Source organism: Acinetobacter pittii, from assembly GCF_034064985.1.
In the GTDB taxonomy this organism is placed as follows: Bacteria; Pseudomonadota; Gammaproteobacteria; order Pseudomonadales; family Moraxellaceae; genus Acinetobacter; species Acinetobacter pittii_H.
On record NZ_CP139249.1, the window covers coordinates 891524 to 912345 of the forward strand.

Sequence of the window (20822 nt, forward strand, 5' to 3'; positions counted from 1 at the left end):
AAGCCACAATATTGTGGCTTTTTTATTTAAGGCGGATTCAAATTAAGCTTGTTGAATACCAGCAACGACCCAGTCTTGCTGAGAACCAACTGGCTTAACAAAGTGCCAGATTTCAGTAAACGGTTGTGGCAAGCTGTTTAAATCTTCACTCACTGTACCAGTGAAGCGTACGCTTACTACGTATTGACCATTTTCAGTCGCACTGTCTACAACCATTGCATTCAAGTTACTAAATTCAGCAACGTCTTGATCTTGGTTTTCCATAATGTCGTTATACATAGAACTATAAAGTTCTGGTGTTAAGTAACGGCGAATTTCTTCAATGTTACTTGCAGTATTCATCGACTGGATGTGATTAAAACGTTGACGTGCAATACGCAAGAACGCAGCAGGCTCAGTACCATCAGGAAGTTGATTGCCATTGCTCGTTGTTGCACCACCAAAAGGAGCTTGGGTTGCTGCACCGCCACCCACAGATTGACCGAAGATATTTGTATTATCTCCAGTATTACGTGGAGCGGCTTGTGGCGCAGCAGAACGGCCAAATGGGTTTTGACCGTCATTATTTGGTGCGTAAGGGTTGTTACCCGCTAATTTTTTTTTTGATCCCAATTTACGGAATACAAAGAAAGCGAGAGCTGCGGCAAGTAATACCCAAATCCAGCCAGGGATTCCACCTTTTTTCTCTTCTTGGGCTTGAGCAGCTTGTTCATTTCCAGGTTGTGTTGCTTGCTGTTCAGTTGATGTTGATTTGTCATCAGCTAAAGCATTTGCTGCAACAGCACCTACGGCAGCACCAGCCACACCAGCCGCAACCATTGAACCTACGCCTGGACCTGATCTTTGAGGTGCCGTAGCAGGTTGTTGAGCAGGAGTCACTTGACGAGGTTGTTGATAAGACTGGCTTGAAGTAGTAGAACGTGCCATACCGTGGCTTTTGCCACCACCTGCACGTTTAGCTTCAGCAAGAGGAGAAATTGCTAAAGCAGCCATTAAAATACCGGTAATCAAGCCACGCTGGTGTACTTCCATAGGAAATTCCTGTTTAAAGTTAATTTGTAATAGTATTTATGCAGGTATTTACTCTAAATTTCAACCTTAAAAGTATGTTTTTTTATGTCAATTCATCACTGAGTTGCATAGCTTCTGTCAATGCTTCATGCAAGCGGGCAACGGCAATGACTTGAACGCCAGGAATCGCTTTTTGCGGTGCATTACCTCTCGGTAAAATGACATATTTAAAGCCATGTTTTGCAGCTTCTTTTAAACGCTCTTGTCCGTTAGGAACTGGGCGAATTTCACCAGAAAGGCCAACTTCACCAAAAACTGCAAGCTGTTGAGGCAAGGCTTTAGTGCGTAAACTTGAAGCGCATGCTAATAAGACAGCCAAGTCGGAACCTGTTTCGGTAATTTTTAAGCCACCTACAATATTGACATAAACGTCTTGTCCAGTAGTTTGAACACCGCCATGACGATGCATGACAGCAAGCAGCATATTTAAACGGTTTTGTTCAAGACCTAACGCGACACGTCGTGGTTGTCCTTGAGCATCATCAACTAAAGCTTGTACTTCGACCAAAAGAGGGCGAGTTCCTTCACGGCTAATCATGACAATTGAACCGGGAATCGCTTCATCATAACGACTTAGGAAAATGGCAGAAGGATTGGCCACTTCACGTAGGCCTTTATCAGTCATGCCAAATACGCCAAGTTCATTCACTGCACCAAAACGGTTTTTAACTGCACGAATCATGCGGTAGCGAGAGTCTGATTGACCTTCAAAGTAAAGAACACAGTCCACCATATGTTCTAAAACACGCGGACCTGCCAGTGCACCTTCTTTGGTCACGTGACCAACAATGAAGAGCGCCGTGCCACTATTTTTTGCATAACGGGTTAATAACGCAGCAGATTCACGAATTTGTGAAACACCACCCGGAGCAGATTGGAGGGTTTCTGTATAAAGTGTTTGAATCGAATCTAGAATAGCGACTACAGGTTTTTCTTGTTCTAAAACTTCACAAATGCGTTCTACACAGGTTTCAGCCATGACTTTTAATTGGTCAGTTGGCAGGTCGAGACGTTGCGCACGAAGCGCCACCTGAGACAAAGATTCTTCACCGGTAATATAAAGTGCAGAGCTTTTTGCGCTTGCCATATGGGTCGCAGTTTGCAAAAGAATGGTCGATTTACCAATACCAGGGTCACCACCAATCAGTACGACAGAACCTGTCACCAAACCGCCGCCAAGCACTCGGTCAAACTCGCTAATACCTGTAGGTAAGCGTGTTTCATGAGAAACGGAAACTTTATTTAGGGTGGTAATATTCGCGACTTGACCTGCATAGCCTCCAATTTTTGGACGTGCGCGGTGAGCAGTAGTCGGTTCAAGTTTGACTTCAGTCAGAGAATTCCATTCACCACACTCTGAGCATTGACCAGCCCATTTAAGATGATCGGCACCACATTGCTCGCAACGGTAAACAGTTTTGACTTTGCTCATAAAAAATTGAAATTTTGCTCAATATTATATAAATATAGTTCTTAGGAAGTTCTTCATTCTTGTTTCCTAAAATTTTCATAAAAGATAATGAGGAAATTTGAAGGGATCTTCTAAGGAACTAATAAGGGAAAGACATCAAAAATAACACGATATTGGATTTTTACAAGTCAGATAAAGTTTGTTTTCAATGGATATAAAAAATCTAATCTATTCCCCAAGGAAGGTGTTTTTACTGGCGTATGTATCTAGCTGTTTATTATAGATATGGCATGGATATTGCTGAAGTGAAAACGAACAAAATAATATGAGTATTGTATTTTTAGAAATACAAAAGGTTGATATTTATGAGTGCAGCAGAAATTGTTGATTGGGTAAATAGTATTATATGGAGTAAGGCGCTTATCTATTTATGTTTAGGCGTTGGTTTATTCTTTTCTATTTTGACAAGATTTGTTCAGGTCCGCCAAATTAAAGAAATGGCTAGACTTTTAATAAAAGGTACTTCTTCAGAGCAGGGCGTTTCATCTTTTCAGGCATTATCAGTATCTTTAGCAGGTCGTATTGGTGTAGGTAACATTGCGGGTGTTGCAGCAGCAATTGGCTTTGGTGGACCCGGTGCAGTTTTTTGGATGTGGATGGTTGCATTCTTTGGTGCTGGTACAGCTTATGTAGAATCCACACTTGGTCAGCTTTATAAAGTTGAGTATCAAGGGCAATATCGCGGTGGCCCAGCATTTTATTTTGATAGAGGTTTAGGTCAGCGTTGGTTAGGAATTGTATTTGCTATTGCAGCAATTGTCGCTTGTGGTTTGTTTTTACCGGGTATTCAAGCAAATGCTGTAGGTAAGGCATTTACACAGATTACGGGTGAAGGTGCAATTGTTTTTGGGGATGTTGGTGTCTATAAACTAGTTGCTTTGGTCGTCGTGATTGGTTTGCTTGCTATCCTCATTTTTGGTGGGATTAAACGAATTGCTCAGTTTGCTGAACTGGTTGTACCTTTCATGGCAATTGGTTATTTCCTCATGGCTGTTATCATTGTTGTGGTTAACATCTCAGATCTTCCAAAAGTATTAAGCCTGATTTTTACAGATGCATTTACGCCAATGGCAGGTCTTGGTGCTGCAATCGGTTGGGGAGTAAAACGTGGTGTTTATGCCAATGAGGCAGGCCAAGGAACAGGACCACACGCAGCAGCGGCAGCAGAAGTTCAACATCCAGCTCAACAAGGTTTGGTCCAATCTTTTTCAATTCACTTTGATAGTATAATTGTTTGTTCTGCTACTGCATTTATGATTTTAATGACAAGCCAATATAATGTTCAGGGGGCTTTAGAAGCAGGTCAATTCATTGTTCAAAATGTTCCTGCCTCGACTGAAATTGGTTCTCCTGCATTTACACAAATGGCTGTGAGCACTATTTTTGGTAATTTTGGTCAGATCTTTGTTGCTTTAGCCGTATTCTTCTTTGCTTTCACCACTATCGTAGCTTATTACTATATTGCAGAAACAAACCTTGCTTATTTGAGCTACATTACAAAATCACCGTCATTATTGTTCATTGTAAAATGTTCAATCATTCTCGCTGTAGGTTATGGTTTACTGAGTGCCACAGGCTATATCTGGGGTATTGGTGATATTGGTGTGGGCTTAATGGCATGGATTAATATTATTGGTATTGTTGTAACGTACTTTATTTATAAACCAACAATTAAAGCACTAAAAGATTATGAAGCACAGCAAAAAGCGGGAGTAAAAGAGTACACATTTGACCCTATTAAATTAGGAATTAAAAATGCGACATTCTGGGAAGAGCGCTTGAAGAAAAACCAAGAATTGAATGCGCAAGTTAAGAAAACAGGAAGCTAGAGTTTAACAATCAAATAGCTAAAAAGGTGGTCATATTGACCACCTTTTTTCATATGAGATTGATCATTAAATGAGAAACTGGATGTTCCAAAAAAGTGCGTTGTATTGCTAGGGGCTTGTGCGTATTATCGGATTTAATTGTATGTAGCTTGGATCATCAGCAATACAGACAAAATTGGTTAGCTGAAAAGTTGTCAAAAAATATACATTTAAAAGATACCTGCAAATGGTGCGATATCGTCTTTTTGATTTGAATTTAGCTAACGGATTAAAAAAATTACTGGAGTGTATTTATAAAATGTCGAATCAAAATCTGAGCGAGCCTCATGAACAAGGTGAGCTCCATCGAAGCCTCTCCAATCGGCATTTACAGCTGATCGCGATTGGTGGTGCAATTGGTACCGGATTATTTATGGGATCAGGCAAAACAATTAGCCTTGCTGGTCCATCAATCTTATTCATTTATTTGATTATTGGTGTGATGGTGTTTTTTGTCATGCGTGCGCTTGGCGAATTACTTCTTTCAAATCTTGCCTATAAATCATTTATTGACTTCACAACAGATTTAATCGGTCCATGGGCAGGTTATTTTGTAGGGTGGACATACTGGTTATGTTGGATCACGATTGGTATCGCTGACCTTTCTGCAATTATCTACTACTTACAATTCTTCAATAATGGTCTACCTTTCTCGCCTGTCGAAGGGGCAATGATTAGTGTTGCCGCGATTGTATTTATTATGGGTTTAAACCTGTTAACAGTTCGCTTATTTGGTGAGTTAGAGTTCTGGTTTGCACTCATTAAGATTCTTGCGATTATTATTTTAATTGCTGTGGGTCTATGGATGATCTTTACAGGCTTTACCTCAAGTACAGGTGAAGTTGCATCATTTACTCATCTTTGGGCTAACGGTGGTTTCTTCCCAACAGGTGTACATGGTTTCTTGGCAGGCTTCCAGATTGCAATCTTTGCTTTTGTTGGTGTGGAACTTGTGGGAACAACGGCTGCGGAAACGAAAGATCCAGCACGTAACTTACCAAAAGCAATTAACTCAATTCCAATCCGTATCATTATTTTCTACGTATTGGCATTGTTGATTGTAATGTCTGTAACACCTTGGAATAAAATTGATCCTGCGATCAGTCCATTTGTAAACTTGTTTAGCCAAGCTGGTGTTGCAGCAGCAGCGATCTTGATGAACTTGGTTGTATTGTCATCAGTGATGTCATCAATGAACAGTGGTGTCTTCTCAACAAGCCGTATGTTATTCGGTTTATCTCGTGAAGATCAGGGACCAAAAGCTTTTGGTAAATTGAACAGACGTGCAGTACCTGCAAATGCATTGTATTTCTCTGCTGCGTGTTTATTGTTAGGTGCCGCATTACAGTATTTTGTACCAAATACAGTTGAGGCATTTACGCTTGCAACAACACTTTCAACGATTCTGTTCATTTGCGTGTGGTTACTCATTATCTGGAGTTATATCCGTTACTACACTACGCGTCCTGAGCTACATGCAAAATCAACATTTAAATTACCAGGCGGTCTATTTACATGTTGGATTACGATTATTTTCTTTATTGGCATGATTTATGTGCTGTCTTTAGAACCAGATACGTTCAAAGCGCTTAAAGTCAGCCCGATTTGGTTTCTCATCTTGATCATTGGTTATTTCTTCTTCTATAAACCACGTCATAAAAAGTAATTAAATTTATTTGTTTATGATCAAACGCTGGCTGAAAAGCTGGCGTTTTTTATGCATATTGTTTTTCTCTTTAAGTTTACTCTTTAGCCGCTTGCATGATCACGGTATACTGCATCGAATTGTTTAAATCAGGTGCTCAGATGCGTCGTGTCATTTGCCTCATCAGTTTATTGAGCAGCAGTATTTTGCTTAGCGCTTGTGGTCAGTCAGGAGCATTACAGCTACCTTCTGATCCGAATTATGACAAACGTGCGAAATACTTGCTCTATCGTAATAAAGAACAGAAACAAGTTGTTCAACAGGATGAGCAGGCTGAACAGCCAGTTGAATCATCAGCCCCAACCCAAACAACTTCACCTTAAGCTTTGAAATAAGGACACATTCATGAGTTTCACTCGCATTAATGGAATATTGCACGCAGAGCAATGTTCTATGGAGCAGCTTGCGCAGCAATTTGGCACACCTTTGTATGTTTATTCAAAAGCAGCTTTTGAAAAACATTACTTAGATATGGATCGTGCTTTTGATTTTATAGATCATCAAATCTGTTTTGCGGTGAAATCTAACTCAAATTTAGCTGTTTTGAATGTATTGGCAAAACTTGGTGCTGGTTTTGATATCGTATCGGGTGGGGAATTAGCACGTGTTTTAAAAGCGGGTGGAGATGCATCTAAAGTTGTTTTTTCTGGTTTAGGTAAAACTGAAGCCGATATCGAAACATCGTTAAATGTGGGTATTGCTTGCTTTAATGTAGAGTCTTATGCAGAGCTGGACCGTCTGCAAAAAGTCGCAGCGCGTCTAGGCAAAAAAGCGCCGATTTCTTTACGTGTAAATCCAGACGTAGATGCAAAAACTCATCCTTATATTTCAACAGGTTTAAAAGAAAATAAATTTGGTATTCCTAGTGATACTGTTTATGAAACCTATCAATATGCTGCATCTTTACCAAACCTTGAAATTATTGGAATTGACTGCCACATCGGTTCGCAATTAACCGAGACTAAACCATTCGTTGATGCTTTAGATCGTGTCATGGTGATGATCGAAGAACTAAAAAAACTTGGTATCAATCTTAAACACATTGATATCGGTGGCGGTTTGGGTGTTTGTTATAAAGATGAAACGCCGCCAAGTGTCGAAGAATATGCCAATTCAATGAAACCTGCTTTAGAAAAATTAGGTCTCAAGGTTTATATGGAACCGGGTCGTAGCATTAGTGCAAATGCGGGTGCGCTTTTAACAAAAGTTGATTTGCTCAAGCCAACAAGTCACCGTAACTTTGCCATTATTGATGCTGCAATGAACGATTTAATTCGTCCTGCATTATATGAAGCTTGGATGGATATCCAACCTGTAGTGCCAAGTTCAGATACTGAAGAAAAAACTTGGGATCTTGTGGGAGCAATCTGTGAAACAGGTGACTTCATTGGTAAAGATCGCTCATTGGCTTTAAAAGAAAATGACTTATTAGCTGTTCTTGGCGCTGGCGCTTATGGTTTTGTAATGAGTTCAAATTACAACACACGTGGACGTGCCGCAGAAGTGATGGTGTCAGGCGATAAAGCTCATTTAATTCGTGAGCGTGAAACGGTTGAGTCGCTTTGGGAAAAAGAAAGATTGTTGCCTGAGGAGTAAATGAAATGTTGTTAGAATTTACTAAAATGCATGGGCTAGGCAATGACTTTATGGTGGTTGATCTAATCAGCCAACGTGCCTATTTGGATACAGAAACAATTCAACGCTTAGCTGATCGCCATTTTGGCATTGGTTTTGATCAGCTTTTAATTGTTGAACCACCAGATTTACCGGAAGCAGATTTTAAATATCGTATTTTTAATGCTGATGGTTCTGAAGTTGAACAATGTGGTAACGGTGTACGCTGTTTTGCTCGCTTTGTACATGAGCGTCATTTAACAACCAAAACGAGTATTACTGTCCAAACCAAAGCAGGTATTGTAAAACCTGAGTTGGGACAAAATGGCTGGGTTCGCGTCAATATGGGTTACCCAAAGTTCTTGCCGAATGAAATTCCATTCGTTGCAGAACAACCAGAAGCTTTATATATACTTGAGTTAGCTAACGACCAGAACATTAATATTGATGTGGTCAATATGGGCAACCCCCATGCTGTCACTATTGTTCCAGACGTACTAACTGCTGATGTAGCAGGTATTGGCCCACAAGTTGAATCACATAAACGTTTCCCTGAACGTGTGAATGCTGGTTTTATGCAAGTAATTGATGAAAAACATGTTCGCTTACGTGTATTTGAACGTGGTGTAGGTGAAACACTCGCTTGTGGTACAGGAGCATGTGCTGCTGCGGTAAGTGGTATGCGCCGTGGTTTACTTGCGAACTCTGTAGAGGTTGAACTTGCCGGCGGTAAGCTACAAATTGAATGGCAAGAAGGTGATGTGGTCTGGATGACTGGTCCAACAACTCATGTATATGATGGGCGTTTGGATTTACGTTATTTCCAAGGTTAATCGCATTATCTAAATAGAAGCCTCTTTTCATCAGCTAAAGTGATAAAAGAGGCTTTCTTTTATATGTAGAATAATTTTTGATTTGATTACCTTTTACTTAAAGCTAATTTCAATGCAAACAATACAAAAATACTGCCTGTAATTCGGTCCATATATTTCACAAATTTGGGTTGCTTTAAATAACGTGAAAGTGGCTGCATAGCCAAAATTAATAAAATTGACCATAAAATTCCAATCACCACATGAATCATCACAAGTCCTATCACCCAAGTCACAGCCGACGCTTGCGGCGGAATAAATTGTGGAAGAAATGAAATATAAAAAATCCCAACTTTCGGGTTAAGTAAATTACCCAAAAAACCTTTGATGAACCAATTCTCTGAAGTAGAGCGATTTGAATGACTTTCTTGTGTGTCTGCAAGTTGGCTACGTGGTTTTAAAATCATATTCAAACCCAACCATGCAAGGTAAGCAGCCCCCATCCATTTTAGAATATTAAAAGCTAAATCAGATGCCATGAGTAAAGCACCCAGACCACAAGCAACTACAATTCCCCATGCAATACAGCCAAGGCTAATACCTACTGCTGCTTGAAATGCTTTAGATTTACCTTCAAGTGTAGCGGTGCGAATAATTAAAGTCGTATCTAGACCAGGTGTGAGCGTAAGTAATGTAATCGCAATTAAGTAAGGAATGAGTATGGTGGTCATGACAGCAGGGTTCCGACAAATACTTAAGGTGAAGTGTAATATATAAGGTAAGGAGTTGTTATGCAGTACGATCTCAATTTTCCTGAACAACTACTTTTTGATACACTGAAAAAATAATATGAGCAAATAAAATGGAGGGCAATTTGGATTTTGCATTACAGCTGCTCTCAATGTGGTTAAAAGAAAGAAAAATTCAGAACCAGTCTGAGCACACGATTACGGCTTATGAAAGAGATGTGAAAAGCTTTCTTGAATTTTGCGAACTCAAACAACTAGATTTGAGAAATATTGAAGCTTCAGATTTAAGAGAGTATTTAGCGCAGCGTGTCGAACAGGACCAGTTAAGTTCAAGCAGTATGCAACGTCATCTCACCTCAATTCGTCAATTTATGAAGTGGGCTGAACAAGGAAAATATCTAGAAATTAACCCTACTGATGATTTTAAGCTAAAACGCCAACCTAGACCTTTACCAGGCATGATCGATATAGAAACGGTTAATCAAATTTTAGATCAACCTATGCCGGAAAAACCGATTGATCAGCAATTGTGGTTAAGAGATAAAGCCATGCTCGAGTTACTTTACTCAAGTGGTTTACGTTTAGCTGAATTACAAGGTTTAACAGTTAAAGATGTAGATTTTAATCGCCAACTTGTTCGTATTACAGGTAAAGGAAATAAAACCCGTATAGTACCATTTGGGAAAAAAGCAAAAGAAAGTCTATTGAACTGGTTGAAAGTTTACAAAATTTGGAAGGGACATTTTGATCAAAATGATTCTGTTTTTATTTCCTTGCGAGGAGGAGCGCTCACTCCAAGGCAAATTGAAAAACGAGTAAAGCTTCAAGCACAACGAGCAGGTGTAAATGTCGATTTACATCCGCATTTATTACGTCATTGTTTTGCTAGCCATATGCTATCGAGTAGCGGTGATTTGCGTTCAGTACAAGAAATGCTAGGCCATAGTAATTTATCTACGACACAAATTTATACCCATATTGATTTTGATCATTTGGCACAAGTGTATGATCAAGCTCATCCAAGGGCACATAAAAATTAAAAGTTAAAAAAAGAGTGAATAAAAAGATAATTAAATTGAGAAGTTTTAGGGGAATGTAGAGATCATTTGTCTTTTTTTACAAATTTGTTTAAGAGAAATAGCTAAAACAGCCTAATTGACCATTTTGGTCTTTGCATATTTTATCGACTACTGGGTCTAAAAAAACTCGAATTTAAGGTTTTTAAACATAATCTTATGTTTCTAACTAATATGCTAAATAAGATAAAAAGATAATAAAAATCAATGTATAAAATAGAGTTTAAAAATAATAAAATAGGGTCTTATAGCAGTCTAAAATTTTTTTATGAACTGATGATTTCATTTTTTTTGTGCTGTTCCAGAAAATTGTGACTTGACCGAAATGCCAAACACATTGCAAGATAGGGTACCTAAAAAATTTTAATTGAAGAGTTAATATACTTTTCTCAACATTTACTTTTGCTAGAACAGCCGAGGATTACATGAAGGCTCTTGTTGCTGTAAAACGCGTGGTTGATGCCAACGTTAAAGTTCGTGTTAAGCCGGACAATAGTGGGGTTGACCTTACCAACGTAAAAATGTCAATTAACCCATTTTGTGAAATCGCAGTGGAAGAAGCGGTTCGCTTAAAAGAAAAAGGAACAGTATCAGAAATCGTTGTTGTTTCTGTAGGTCCTAAAGAAGCTCAAGAACAAATCCGTTCTGCAATGGCTCTAGGCGCAGACCGCGGTATTTTAGTTGAAACTACTGATGAAATTGGCGCTTTAGAAGTTGCTAAAATTTTAAAAGGTGTTGTTGACGCTGAAAAACCAGAACTTATCCTTCTTGGTAAACAAGCAATTGATGATGACTCTAACCAAGTAGGTCAAATGCTTGGTGCATTATTAGGTGCTGGTCAAGGTACATTCGCTTCTGAAGTGAAAGTTGATGGCGGTAAAGTACAAGTGACTCGTGAAGTTGACGGTGGTTTACAAACTGTTGAACTTACACTTCCTGCAATCATCACGACTGACTTGCGTTTGAACGAGCCACGTTATGCAGCATTGCCTAACATCATGAAAGCTCGTAAGAAGCCACTTGATACAAAATCTCCTGCGGATTATGGCGTTACAGCTGGTACTAAGCTTAAAACTGTTAAAGTTGAAGCTCCAGCAGAACGTAAAGCTGGCGTACAAGTGAAATCTGTAGATGAGCTTGTTGAAAAATTGAAAAATGAAGCGAAAGTGATCTAATACGGAAGGATAAAATCATGAGTATTTTAGTTATCGCTGACCACAACAACCAAGTACTTAACGGTGCTACTTTAAACGTTGTTGCTGCAGCACAAAAAATCGGTGGTGATATTACTGTATTAGTTGCTGGTTCTGGTGCTCAAGCAGTTGCTGATGCTGCTGCTAAAGTTGCTGGTGTAAGCAAAGTTTTACTTGCTGACAACGCTGCTTATGCAAACCAATTAGCTGAAAACGTAGCTGGCTTAGTTGCTGACTTGGCTAAAGGTTACAAATACGTTTTAGCTGCTTCTACAACGACTGGTAAGAACATTCTTCCACGTGTTGCTGCTCTTCTTGATGTAAGCATGATCACAGATATCATTTCTGTTGAATCTGCGAACACATTCAAGCGTCCTATCTACGCTGGTAACGCGATTGCAACTGTTCAATCTGACGAAGCAATCATTGTGGGTACCGTTCGTGGTACAGCATTTGATCCAGTTGCTGCGGAAGGCGGTTCAGCTGCTGTTGAAACAGTTGGTGAAGTAAAAGATGCGGGTATTTCTCACTTCGTCTCTGAAGAAATCGTTAAGCTTGATCGTCCAGAATTAACTGCGGCTCGTATTGTAGTTTCTGGTGGTCGTGGTGTAGGTTCTGGTGAGAACTACCATAAAGTACTTGATCCATTAGCTGACAAGCTTGGTGCAGCACAAGGTGCTTCACGTGCAGCAGTTGATGCGGGCTTTGTACCTAACGATTTCCAAGTTGGCCAAACTGGTAAAATCGTTGCGCCTGAGCTTTATGTTGCTGTAGGTATTTCTGGTGCGATCCAGCATTTAGCTGGTATGAAAGATTCTAAAGTTATTGTTGCAATCAACAAAGACGAAGAAGCACCAATCAACAGCGTTGCTGACTACTGGTTAGTTGGTGATTTGAACACTGTAGTACCAGAATTGGTATCTAAACTTTAATCTTTACCGATTAAAGCTAAAAAACCCTTAGTTTTTACTAGGGGTTTTTTTATTATGGATAGTGTCCTGAAATGTATAACTGAGACTCTTATCTCATTTGAGGTTTGATTTTTATAGAATAAAAATCACATAGTTTTACGAAGATGAGACGATGCCTGTTATGGCGATATGATAAGAATAATATGCAATTAAATTATACAAATATCACCAGATTGGCGGTGTAGATTCCGCACATTACACAGTGCTTTTATGCTATAGTATACAGCTATATTTTTTTCGATTTTAGTTCAGTTTCCGGAACTAAATTTTTTGCAAGATCAAGACATATAAGCAGATGGAAATTTCTATCTGTAAGAAGGAGTATGCATGAGCGTATCGGAAATCCGACCGATTGCCATTGAGGACGAACTCAAGCATTCATATTTAGATTACGCGATGAGTGTAATCGTATCTCGTGCATTGCCGGATGTGAGAGACGGTCTTAAACCTGTTCACCGTCGTGTGCTTTATGCCATGCACGAATTGGGCAATGACTATAACAAAGCCTACAAGAAATCTGCGCGTGTTGTTGGGGACGTAATCGGTAAATATCACCCTCATGGTGACTCAGCTGTTTATGAAACCATTGTACGTATGGCTCAGGACTTTAGCTTACGTTATTTATTGGTAGATGGTCAGGGTAACTTCGGTTCGATTGATGGTGATAGCGCAGCTGCAATGCGTTATACCGAAGTCCGTATGACCAAGCTTGCACACGAGCTTCTTGCAGATCTAGAAAAAGACACAGTTGATTGGGAAGATAACTACGACGGTTCTGAGCGTATTCCTGAAGTACTTCCGACACGTGTTCCTAACTTGTTAATTAATGGTGCTGCTGGTATTGCCGTAGGTATGGCAACCAACATGGCACCGCATAACATGACAGAAGTTGTGAATGCGTGCTTAGCCTATGCTGACAATCCGAATATCTCGATTGAAGGATTGATGGAATACATTACGGGTCCTGACTTCCCTACAGGCGGTATTATTTACGGTAAATCAGGTATTGTTGATGCCTACCGTACAGGTAAAGGCCGCTTACACATTCGTGGTAAGTATCATTTCGAAGAAGATGAAAAGACAGGTCGTACAACCATCGTCTTTACTGAAATTCCATATCAAGTAAACAAAGCAAGAGTGATTGAACGTATTGCCGAGTTGGTTAAAGAGAAAAAACTTGAAGGTATTTCAGAACTTCGTGATGAGTCTGACAAAGAAGGTATGCGTATTGCAATTGACTTAAAACGCGGTGAAAACGCTGAAGTCGTTGTAAATAACTTATTCTTAAATACCCAACTTGAGAACTCATTCAGCATCAACATGGTTTGTCTTGATAACGGACAACCAAAATTGATGAATCTGAAAGATATTATTGCGGCATTTATCCGTCACCGCCAAGAAGTTGTGACGCGTCGTACCATGTTCGAACTGCGTAAAGCACGTGAACGTGGTCATATCTTAGAAGGCTTAACAGTTGCTTTAGCCAATATCGATGAAATTATCGAGACTATTAAAACTTCTGCTAACCCTGCTGAAGCGCGTGAGCGTTTACTTGCAGGTGAGTGGGCAGGTGGTGGTGTGGTTTCATTGCTTGAAAAAGCTGGCGCAATCTCTGTTCGTCCAGATGAAATCGAAGGTGAAGATCCAAATCGTCCATTTGGTTTAACTGAATCGATTTATCGTTTATCACCAACACAAGTAGGCGCAATTTTAGAATTACGTTTACACCGTTTAACTGGTCTTGAGCAAGACAAATTACATGCAGAATATACTGAAATTTTAGGTCAAATCGCTGAACTTACTGCGATTTTGAATGATTTCAATTTGTTGATGGCTGTAATTCGCGAAGAGTTAGCACTGGTACTACAACAGTATGGTGATGGACGTCGCACTGAAATTATTGAATCACGTATTGATTTTAGCCGTGAAGATTTAATTCCTGAAGAGCAAGTTGTATTAACTGTTTCACAAACAGGTTACGCAAAAACTCAACCACTTTCAGACTACCAGGCTCAGCGCCGTGGTGGACGTGGTAAGTCTGCAACTTCAATGAAAGATGATGACTTTATTCAACATCTCATTGTAGCTTCAAACCATGCGACTGTGCTGTGCTTTACCAACGTAGGTAAAGTATATCGTCTTCGTGTGTTTGAAGTACCTCAAGCATCACGTGGTGCCAAAGGCCGTCCGATCGTGAACTTGTTACCTTTAGATGCGAATGAAACAGTAACAGCTATCTTGCCGTTGACTGAGTTCCCAGAAAACCATTACGTATTTATGGCGACAGCATCAGGTACGGTTAAACGTGTTGATTTAGAGCAATTCGCTAATATCCGTTCAAATGGTTTACGCGCAATTGAACTCAATGAAGAAGATACCTTAATTGGTGTTGCGATTACTGATGGTAATCAGCAAATCATGTTGTTCTCGAACGAAGGTAAGGCAATCCGTTTTGCTGAGACTGACGTACGTGCAATGGGTCGTACCGCGAAAGGTGTGCGTGGTATGCGCGTTAGCTTTGCAAGCAGTATCTTAAGCGAAGAAGATGCGGAAGTTGAAAATGATGATTCTGATGATAGTGAAGATTCAGCAGATCTAAATCTAGTAAGCCGTATCGTATCGCTTGTGGTTGTACCTGAGACAGGTGAAGTACTGTGTGCAAGTGCCAACGGTTATGGTAAGCGTACTCCAGTAAATGACTTCCCGACTAAGAAACGTGGCGGTAAGGGTGTAATTGCGATTAAGACAAGTGAACGTAATGGTGAGCTTGTTGGTGCAGTGTCTATTGATGAAACCAAAGAATTGTTACTTATTTCTGATGGCGGTACATTAGTTCGTACCCGTGCAGCAGAAGTTGCAATGACTGGTCGTAATGCACAAGGTGTACGTCTAATTCGCTTAAGCGAAGAAGAAACTCTAGTAGGTGTTGTGTCTATTGAAGCTGTCGAAGATGAAGAAGAATTTCTCGAAGGCGAAGTAGATACTACTGAAACTGATAGCGAAGAAGCTGTATCAAATAATGAAGATGCTTCTGAAGAGTAAGTAAAACTTTAATAAAAAAGGAAGCATAAGCTTCCTTTTTTATTTTATGAAGAAGATTTTTTAACAAGCCGATAATAAGATAAACTCACCAATATTAATCCAAGGGTCCCAAGAAAAATCAGCTTCGGTACAACTGTCGCTAATGGAACGCCCATCTGGTTAAGTTGCACAAACATTTGTACCGCATGTGTGGAGGGTAAACACCATGCCAACCATTGTAACCATTCAGGCATGGCTTGATGAGGCCAAGCAGCTCCAGTCAGTAAGAATAAAGGTACAGAGCTAAACACAATAATATGTCCTGCACGTTCCGGCATATCCAAAAGTGATCCGATCAACATACCTAGTCCAATCAAACAACTAATAAAAATAGGAACAGCAATGAGTAGACCTATAAAATTTCCACCGTGTGGATAATCATTGAACCACAAGGTAAAACCAAAAAGATAAAAACTACTTAAACAACCAATGGTAAATATACTTGCGAAAATTCCAGCAAAACGAATAACTGTAATCTTTTCACGTTGCTCCCGATAGCTAGCTATTAACATTGCCAAACCTAGCACAATCGTTTGGTGAATAATTAAAGATGCAACAGCTGGGAAAATATAACTTCCATATCCTGAAAGGGGATTAAATAACGGCACTTGATGAATAGAAAGCGCTGGCTGGAAATGTGTGCGCTGTCCAAATTTTTCAATATATTCTTTTAATGTAGCTTCAATTGAGGTTGCTAGACCTAAACCAATTTCTTTAGTTTTTAAAAAGTTGGTTGTACTTAAGTATAAGCCGATTCCACCTGTTTCTCCTCTGCGTAAGCTTTGAGTTAGGTTGTTGGGTAAAAGTAAAATGCCATCGGCTTTTTGCTCACGTACCATTTGTTCCGCTTGTAAAAAATTGCTGGTAACGGTCACAATATGAACATGGGGGCTATTTGCACTTTGGCCAATCAATTGAGAAGTTAAGAGGCTTTGTTCTTCATCGACAATCACAATAGGAATAGATTCTGCTCGTTCAGCTTTATAGGCGGTAGGATAAAAAAAGCTATAAAGAATGACCGATAAAATTAGCGTTGTGAAAACTGAGCTATTACTTACAATGTCTTTAAATGTTTGCCCATAAGCCTTAAAGAACTCTTTCATTGTGTTGCCCCTTGAACTAATTTTTTAAGCAATAGACAACTTAAAAAGAAGTAAATCAGGCAATAACCGATGAGTATTAAAAAAGGAATCATTGAAATGAAAATTGGACTACCGATCACCCATTGTTCGGTTTGAAGCTTGGCATAAGGGGTATACGGAATAATGAGTGACCAAAATTTGGTGAAAATCGGTGCATTATTTAAAGGCAGAGTAACGCCTGCGAAACTTAAAGAAGAGCCGCCATATACAGCGATAAAGCCAAAAGTTTTACTTAAATTTTTGGTTGCAAGAATGACGGTGCTGCTAATCAAAGCGTAAGCAAAATAAAGTAAAAACTGTGCACATAACAATAAACTAAGAGAACCTGCTACGAACCAGCCACGGATTTCGACTAGCCAAAACATCCATACCCATGTCCATGCACAAAATATAAGGCTATAAAGCAGATTTTTAGCCAATAAGCCTTGAATAAAACTTTCTCGGTTTACCCATGCTGTTAATGTGCCATGTTTAAGCTCTTGTCCAATAGCAAAGGCAACACAGCAACACAGCAATAAGTGCAATACAGCAGGAACCATGAAAGGTTCTAAATAAAACTCATAGCTCATACTTGGATTATAAAGCGTTGAGATTTTTACATGAGCTGTAGGAACATCTAAATAGGGAATACTATTTGCAAGATAACTTTGACCAGCATAGTCTGCTAAAGCATTGAGGGTACTGACCAGCATTGCTGAAGAAATCGTGTTCCCGACACTAAAAAAAGACTGGTTAAATGCAATGCTGATTTGAGCATCTTGCGCTTTCACAAAGCGTTTTTCAGCGCCGTCTGGAATGAAAACATAGCCCCATATTTTGGTTTCATTGAGTAGTTGTTCCGCTTCTGTGGAGCTTGCCGTAATTGTCTTAATATCTACCGTATGATTCAACGAAAGATACTTTTCAATATTACGGCTGAGTTCACTTTGGTCCTGATCAATAACCGCAATTGGTAAGTGTTCAGCTTTACCTGTGTAAAACATGCTGCTAAACATGAAAATGATAAAAGCAGGGATAAGTGTCACCATACACAAATCCCATTTATTGCTTTTTAGATAGTTTAGTTCCCGTAATATACTGGCAAACATGCTTTATTTTTCTTCTTTAATTTTAAATAGAACGCTCATGCCAACCTTTAAATCTTTGACAGGACGTTCAGGCACCAGATGTAATTTAAAGCTACGAATATCATAGCCCCCAGTTTGGCGAGTCGTTTTTATAGTGGCAAATTCACCTTCCGCATCAATATTCTTGATTTTAAAATTCACGTTCTGATTAAGAGCAGGTATGAATCCTTCAAGGGTTTTATTTTTATAAACGGATGCATATTGATTTTCACCGACGTTTAAACTCACCCATAAATCATCATCTTCTAAAATGCTGACAACAGGTACGCCCATAGCGACTAATTCAGAAGGTTTACCATAAGTTTTTGAAACTGTGCCTGAAATCGGAGAGAGTAAGCGTGTCTCTTCCTCTAAAGCTTTTGCTTCGCTTACCGCTGCTTTTGCAATTTCAACCTGTGCATCTGCTGTAGATTTCTGCTGGCTGGTACTGCCACGTTTTGCACGAGCATATTGTTGATAAGAGGCCTCACTTAATTCTTGAGCAGAGGTCTGTGCTGCGAGCATTTCATCTCGTCTTTGACGTGAAATGACACCTTGTCTATATAAGTTTTCACCACGTTGATAAGTGGTTTTTGCAAGATTCGCTTGCGCTTTGGTGCTTTGCCAGTTGGCATAAAGAGTATCGATATTTTCTTGTTGCGAACCGCGGTCTACCGTAGATTGAAAGGCTAAAGCTGATTGTAAGGTAGCCAAAGCTTGTTGTTTTTTAGCTTCTATTTCAGGGCTAACCAAACGAACAAGTGGCTGACCTTTGGAAATTTTCTGGCCTTCTTGTACATAAATTTCTTCAATACGACTTGGGACTTTTGTACTTACATGAATAGTTTCAGCTTCAACACGGCCTTGTAGTTCAATAGGTTTCGGTTGATAGCTTTTCCACAAACCAAAAATAATTAAACCTAATAAGGCAATGATGATCAGGCCAATAATCAGTTTAATTTTGGAATTTTTAGGAGGATTGGCGTCATTTTTATTTGTACTTGATTCTTGCTGATCACTAACTTGATCATCTTTTTGAACTTGGTTGGTTTCTGCTGTATCCGCAACTGGAGCATCTTGTTCTGAATGAGCTGAGACTTGATTCATTTTATACTCCCCTTAACGAATATAGTCGGTATGTGGTTGATTAACGTAAGCTTTAAACTGGTCAATTGAGCCATGACTTTGCAGTAAAGTTGCAAGTGATATGACATATTTATAAGCATTTAAAGCCATTTCAGTTTTTAACGCACTTAATGCATTTTGCGCATCAATCACTTGGGTTGCTGTACCCATTCCTTCGCGGAAAGAAAGTTCTTGAATACGTAGGTTCTCTTGAGCGGCATTTACGTTTCTTTGTAAGAGCTGATGACTTTGCTGAGCAGAGTTAAGTTCGTTATATGACTTATTCAAAAGAGCTTCAATCTCTTGTTTAGTTCGCTCAGTCATGAGTTCAGAGGCATAGCGCTTCAATTCGGCAGCGTGAATATTCTTATTTTTATCAACACCTGAAAATAGGTTGTATTTTGCCATTACACCGACAATCCAGTTTTCATTTTCATCAAGCGCATATTCACCAAATGCAAATAGACTTGGTTTTTTTGCGGCTTGTTGAGCTTGAATATTGACATTAGCCAGTTGAGTATCCATCTGCATTTTTTGTACAAGGCTAGATTTTTGTGAATAACTGGTTAAAAGTGATTCTAGAGACTGGCTTGGGGTGTTGTTTACAAATAAAGGTGTACTTAAATCTACATTATTTTGTTGATGTAAAAGATTATTAAGGCTAAAGCGGCTGGCGTTTAAGTTGGCTTGAGTATTTTGTAAAGTTCGTTCCGCATTATTACGCGCGACTTCAAACTGCATGCGTTGCCCTTTACTAATAAATCCTTGTTGTTCCAGCTTTAGGGCATTGCTGTAATGTTTTTGCATCGCATTAAAGTTAAATAAACTACTTGCGACCAGTTGCTGCTGTAATTGCACATTAAAGTAACTTTGTACAACTTCAAACCGCTGTATATCTTGTTGTTGTTGGCTTGAAAGCTCAGAGCGCTGTGCTTGTATATTAGCTATTTTTTTTGCGCTGCTGGTTAAGCCGCCTGTATAGAGTGGCATTACGACTGAAATGGAAGGGCGTACAACCTGATCTTCGATAGTCAGATTCGCATAATCAGGAAAGCGATTTATACCATCATGTATGGTTTGGTTTGCACCTTCTTGAACTTGTCCCAGCACATCTGATGGAATGACATTGTTCCACTGTGAAAGTTTATCGTTGAGTCCTTGGCTCAAATCATTCTCAAGTTTTTGTTTAAAAGAGCCAAGAGGTACATCTGTTTCACTATGAAAAGCGTAGGCTCTCACATTTAAATCAACTCTAGGTAAACCGAGGCCCTTTACTGCTTCAGCTTCTAATTGAGATGCTTGCTGTAATGCTTGGTTGGCTTGAGTACTATATGAACTTTTCAAAGCTTGTTGTTCTGCTTCAGCATAACTTAAGCTTCCGGCATATAAATGATTAGTGAAAAAAAAGCCTAAAGCCAAAGCAAGATGTTTTGGTTTAAATGAAAAGGGAAAAATAGAATGTCTATATCGATGTGTTGGCATTTTAAATAACAATTTTTGGCATCCCTTATAGTTTAAATTTCTTGTTATTAAATTCAATTATCATCTTGTTTATTATACATTTGTATAAAAACATGGTGGTTTTTAGCTCCTTTAATTATTGAATTTACTAAGCCAATATTTTTGTAATAGCTATCAAGGTATGTGAAATGATAATCACAAGTCAAGTTGATCTTTTTGCTTAAAAATTTTTTTAAATGATGAAACTGGTCATTAAAACTAAAGAAATAACTGCCACAATAATTGAAAAAATAAACCTAAATACAGTCCAGCATTGAAATATTTACTTGAGAAGCTGCTGCAAGCTTAAGCAATCTGTGGTTAAATGCCATTTTTAT

Annotated in this window: 16 protein-coding genes; 9 read left to right on the top strand and 7 right to left on the bottom strand. The window is 39.1% G+C overall.

Annotated features, from left to right (window positions below):
• Positions 1 to 42: 42 nt before the first annotated feature.
• Together SOI76_RS04210 and radA are read right to left on the bottom strand one after the other, a co-directional pair.
• Complete coding sequence (locus SOI76_RS04210; RefSeq protein ID WP_086376155.1) at positions 43 to 1032, bottom strand: Tim44 domain-containing protein; 990 nt, start codon at positions 1030 to 1032, stop codon at positions 43 to 45.
• An 82-nt stretch (positions 1033 to 1114) separates the two neighbouring features.
• Entirely contained in the window at positions 1115 to 2503 is a 1389-nt protein-coding gene (radA, locus tag SOI76_RS04215) for a DNA repair protein RadA (RefSeq protein WP_005073053.1), read from the bottom strand.
• A gap of 344 nt (positions 2504 to 2847) precedes the next feature.
• On the opposite strand from radA, the gene acp reads away from it, so the two are divergent.
• From acp to dapF, 5 genes are all read left to right on the top strand, one after another.
• The gene (gene acp / locus SOI76_RS04220) at positions 2848 to 4371 is read left to right on the top strand and encodes an alanine/glycine:cation symporter family protein (RefSeq protein WP_104079188.1); all 1524 of its coding nucleotides are present in this window, start codon (positions 2848 to 2850) and stop codon (positions 4369 to 4371) included.
• A gap of 298 nt (positions 4372 to 4669) precedes the next feature.
• A complete protein-coding gene (locus tag SOI76_RS04225) occupies positions 4670 to 6076 on the top strand; it encodes an amino acid permease (protein WP_032052326.1) in 1407 nt (468 codons plus the stop codon).
• A 140-nt stretch (positions 6077 to 6216) separates the two neighbouring features.
• Positions 6217 to 6438 carry an LPS translocon maturation chaperone LptM gene (gene lptM / locus SOI76_RS04230; RefSeq protein WP_002118887.1) on the top strand — a complete coding sequence of 74 codons (222 nt, stop codon included), beginning with the start codon at positions 6217 to 6219 and terminating at the stop codon, positions 6436 to 6438.
• 22 nt (positions 6439 to 6460) lie between these two features.
• A complete protein-coding gene (gene lysA / locus SOI76_RS04235; protein WP_104079187.1) occupies positions 6461 to 7711 on the top strand; it encodes a diaminopimelate decarboxylase in 1251 nt (416 codons plus the stop codon).
• A 5-nt stretch (positions 7712 to 7716) separates the two neighbouring features.
• A complete protein-coding gene (gene dapF / locus SOI76_RS04240; RefSeq protein ID WP_104079186.1) occupies positions 7717 to 8562 on the top strand; it encodes a diaminopimelate epimerase in 846 nt (281 codons plus the stop codon).
• A gap of 86 nt (positions 8563 to 8648) precedes the next feature.
• Here dapF and yrhP read toward each other — a convergent pair whose 3' ends face one another.
• Positions 8649 to 9272, bottom strand: a complete 624-nt coding sequence (gene yrhP, locus SOI76_RS04245) for a LysE family translocator (RefSeq protein WP_104079185.1) — start codon at positions 9270 to 9272, stop codon at positions 8649 to 8651.
• A gap of 170 nt (positions 9273 to 9442) precedes the next feature.
• On the opposite strand from yrhP, the gene xerA reads away from it, so the two are divergent.
• The 4 genes from xerA to gyrA all read left to right on the top strand — a co-directional run bounded on the left by xerA (position 9443) and on the right by gyrA (position 15572).
• Positions 9443 to 10330, top strand: a complete 888-nt coding sequence (xerA, locus tag SOI76_RS04250; protein ID WP_101665037.1) for a site-specific tyrosine recombinase/integron integrase — start codon at positions 9443 to 9445, stop codon at positions 10328 to 10330.
• A gap of 461 nt (positions 10331 to 10791) precedes the next feature.
• Positions 10792 to 11541 carry an electron transfer flavoprotein subunit beta/FixA family protein gene (gene etfB / locus SOI76_RS04255; protein WP_016140229.1) on the top strand — a complete coding sequence of 250 codons (750 nt, stop codon included), beginning with the start codon at positions 10792 to 10794 and terminating at the stop codon, positions 11539 to 11541.
• Positions 11542 to 11558: 17 nt separating this feature from the next.
• On the top strand, positions 11559 to 12491 hold the full coding sequence (locus tag SOI76_RS04260) for an electron transfer flavoprotein subunit alpha/FixB family protein (RefSeq protein WP_002118921.1): 933 nt from the start codon (positions 11559 to 11561) through the stop codon (positions 12489 to 12491).
• A gap of 366 nt (positions 12492 to 12857) precedes the next feature.
• Entirely contained in the window at positions 12858 to 15572 is a 2715-nt protein-coding gene (gene gyrA / locus SOI76_RS04265; RefSeq protein ID WP_057074293.1) for a DNA gyrase subunit A, read from the top strand.
• 44 nt (positions 15573 to 15616) lie between these two features.
• Here the strand turns inward: gyrA and ybhR are convergent, their stop codons facing one another.
• Genes ybhR through SOI76_RS04285 form a run of 4 tightly spaced genes read right to left on the bottom strand, consistent with a single transcriptional unit; the run spans position 15617 to position 20466 of the window.
• The gene (gene ybhR / locus SOI76_RS04270; protein WP_104079184.1) at positions 15617 to 16714 is read right to left on the bottom strand and encodes an ABC transporter permease; all 1098 of its coding nucleotides are present in this window, start codon (positions 16712 to 16714) and stop codon (positions 15617 to 15619) included.
• Positions 16711 to 17841: an ABC transporter permease gene (locus tag SOI76_RS04275; RefSeq protein WP_205668380.1), complete on the bottom strand. Its 1131-nt coding sequence runs from the start codon at positions 17839 to 17841 to the stop codon at positions 16711 to 16713. Before SOI76_RS04275 ends, ybhR begins: the two co-directional genes overlap by 4 nt.
• A gap of 3 nt (positions 17842 to 17844) precedes the next feature.
• Positions 17845 to 18966 (bottom strand): HlyD family secretion protein, encoded by a 1122-nt coding sequence (locus SOI76_RS04280; RefSeq protein ID WP_104079182.1) that lies wholly within the window; start codon positions 18964 to 18966, stop codon positions 17845 to 17847.
• Positions 18967 to 18978: 12 nt separating this feature from the next.
• A complete protein-coding gene (locus SOI76_RS04285) occupies positions 18979 to 20466 on the bottom strand; it encodes a TolC family protein (protein ID WP_104079181.1) in 1488 nt (495 codons plus the stop codon).
• Positions 20467 to 20822: the final 356 nt, after the last annotated feature.

What these genes read in the sequence shown, in the direction of transcription:
- SOI76_RS04210 (WP_086376155.1), bottom strand. Translation starts at nt 1,032, where the DNA reads ATGGAAGTACACCAGCGTGGCTTGATTACCGGTATTTTAATGGCTGCT.
- lptM (WP_002118887.1), top strand. Translation starts at nt 6,217, where the DNA reads ATGCGTCGTGTCATTTGCCTCATCAGTTTATTGAGCAGCAGTATTTTG.
- yrhP (WP_104079185.1), bottom strand. Translation starts at nt 9,272, where the DNA reads ATGACCACCATACTCATTCCTTACTTAATTGCGATTACATTACTTACG.
- etfB (WP_016140229.1), top strand. Translation starts at nt 10,792, where the DNA reads ATGAAGGCTCTTGTTGCTGTAAAACGCGTGGTTGATGCCAACGTTAAA.
- lysA (WP_104079187.1), top strand. Translation starts at nt 6,461, where the DNA reads ATGAGTTTCACTCGCATTAATGGAATATTGCACGCAGAGCAATGTTCT.
- SOI76_RS04275 (WP_205668380.1), bottom strand. Translation starts at nt 17,841, where the DNA reads ATGTTTGCCAGTATATTACGGGAACTAAACTATCTAAAAAGCAATAAA.
- dapF (WP_104079186.1), top strand. Translation starts at nt 7,717, where the DNA reads ATGTTGTTAGAATTTACTAAAATGCATGGGCTAGGCAATGACTTTATG.
- SOI76_RS04280 (WP_104079182.1), bottom strand. Translation starts at nt 18,966, where the DNA reads ATGAATCAAGTCTCAGCTCATTCAGAACAAGATGCTCCAGTTGCGGAT.
- acp (WP_104079188.1), top strand. Translation starts at nt 2,848, where the DNA reads ATGAGTGCAGCAGAAATTGTTGATTGGGTAAATAGTATTATATGGAGT.
- SOI76_RS04260 (WP_002118921.1), top strand. Translation starts at nt 11,559, where the DNA reads ATGAGTATTTTAGTTATCGCTGACCACAACAACCAAGTACTTAACGGT.
- gyrA (WP_057074293.1), top strand. Translation starts at nt 12,858, where the DNA reads ATGAGCGTATCGGAAATCCGACCGATTGCCATTGAGGACGAACTCAAG.
- SOI76_RS04225 (WP_032052326.1), top strand. Translation starts at nt 4,670, where the DNA reads ATGTCGAATCAAAATCTGAGCGAGCCTCATGAACAAGGTGAGCTCCAT.
- xerA (WP_101665037.1), top strand. Translation starts at nt 9,443, where the DNA reads ATGTGGTTAAAAGAAAGAAAAATTCAGAACCAGTCTGAGCACACGATT.
- SOI76_RS04285 (WP_104079181.1), bottom strand. Translation starts at nt 20,466, where the DNA reads ATGCCAACACATCGATATAGACATTCTATTTTTCCCTTTTCATTTAAA.
- ybhR (WP_104079184.1), bottom strand. Translation starts at nt 16,714, where the DNA reads ATGAAAGAGTTCTTTAAGGCTTATGGGCAAACATTTAAAGACATTGTA.
- radA (WP_005073053.1), bottom strand. Translation starts at nt 2,503, where the DNA reads ATGAGCAAAGTCAAAACTGTTTACCGTTGCGAGCAATGTGGTGCCGAT.